General features: G+C 55.8%; 1 protein-coding gene. It reads left to right on the top strand.

Features of this window, described 5'->3' with window-relative positions:
- The first annotated feature begins 54 nt into the window (after positions 1–54).
- Positions 55–1,274, top strand: a protein-coding gene (locus PSTU_RS21310) for an IS3 family transposase (protein WP_085990185.1) whose coding sequence is annotated in 2 segments (ribosomal slippage) — positions 55–403 and positions 403–1,274 — 1,221 coding nt in all. Because the reading frame shifts where the segments join, the coding sequence is not laid out codon by codon here.
- Positions 1,275–1,323: the final 49 nt, after the last annotated feature.

Here is a 1,323-nt window from a genome sequence, read left to right as displayed (position 1 = left end):
GTGTCCCGTCCTGAATAAGGTTTACACCTTTCCCCCGAGCCGTTGGAGAACTCGATGGAGCAAGGTGTTAAGCGAACGCAGCGTGATTACTCGCTGACTTTTAAATTAGCGGTGGTCGATCAGATCGAAAAAGGCGGGTTGACCTATAAGCAGGCCCAGGTGCGGTACGGCATCCAGGGCAGATCGACGGTTCTGGTATGGTTGCGCAAGCATGGTCGGCAGGATTGGAGCCAAGGGGCATCGATTCGGACCGACAGGACGACGATGGTGGCCACCCCCAAAGACCTGACGCCCGAGCAAAGGATCAAAGAGCTTGAGCAGCAGCTTCAAGTCATGAGCCAGAAGGCCCAGTTCTTCGAGTCGGTAGTCGACGTGCTGGAGAAAGACTACGGTGTTTCGATTGTAAAAAAGCGACCCGGCAAGTCCTCTCGCAAAGCCAAGTCGAAGGACTGAGCATCGTCAGGGCTTGCCAGTTTCTGGGCATCAGTCGTCAGGCCTATTACAAGCGCAACCGCGCTGACGATCAGCGCCGGACTCAGGGTGAGCAGGTCGCTCACTACGTCCAGCGAGTGCGGCAACGCCAACCGCGTATAGGCACACGCAAGCTGCATCATCTCTTGAGTGAGCAATCAAACGAACAACTCAAGGTCGGGCGTGATCGTCTGTTTCAGATACTGGCCGAGCATCGTCTGCTGGTTCGACCCAAGCGGGCATACCACAAGACGACCCACAGTTTTCACCGCTTCTATCGTCACCCCAACCTGCTTAAGCCCGGTCCTGAGCAGACCACCCCAGTGGCGCCAGAACACATCTGGGTTGCGGACATTACCTATCTTCCAAGCCAGAGCGGGCCGCTTTATCTGAGCCTGATCACGGACGCCTACTCACGCAAGATCGTTGGTCATCACGTGCATGAGGGGCTTCATGCCGAGTCGGTAGCAATGGCCTTCAGGCGTGCGCTGAAGCAGCGGCGAAGCCGCCGAAACCTGATCCATCACTCCGATCGTGGAATCCAGTACTGCTCGTCCCTATATCAAGCGCTGCATGCACGCCACGGCGTGCAGTGTTCGATGACGGATGGCTATGACTGTTACCAGAACGCGCTCGCCGAGCGAGTCAATGGCATCCTGAAAAACGAGTTGTTGCTACAGAGCCCCAGCAACCTGGATCAGGCTAGGTCAATGGTCCGAGAAGCGATCCAAATCTACAACTCGGAGCGTCCGCATCTGTCTCTGAAATACAAAACGCCCGATGCGGTGCATCGGGCGTTCTGAATACCTCAAATTTAGCCGAAACGGTGTAAACCTATTTCAGGACTAGACA

Origin of the sequence: Stutzerimonas stutzeri SDM-LAC, assembly GCF_000235745.1 — a bacterium.
GTDB lineage: Bacteria > Pseudomonadota > Gammaproteobacteria > Pseudomonadales > Pseudomonadaceae > Stutzerimonas > Stutzerimonas stutzeri_H.
This window is presented reverse-complemented; position numbering and strand designations above follow the sequence as displayed.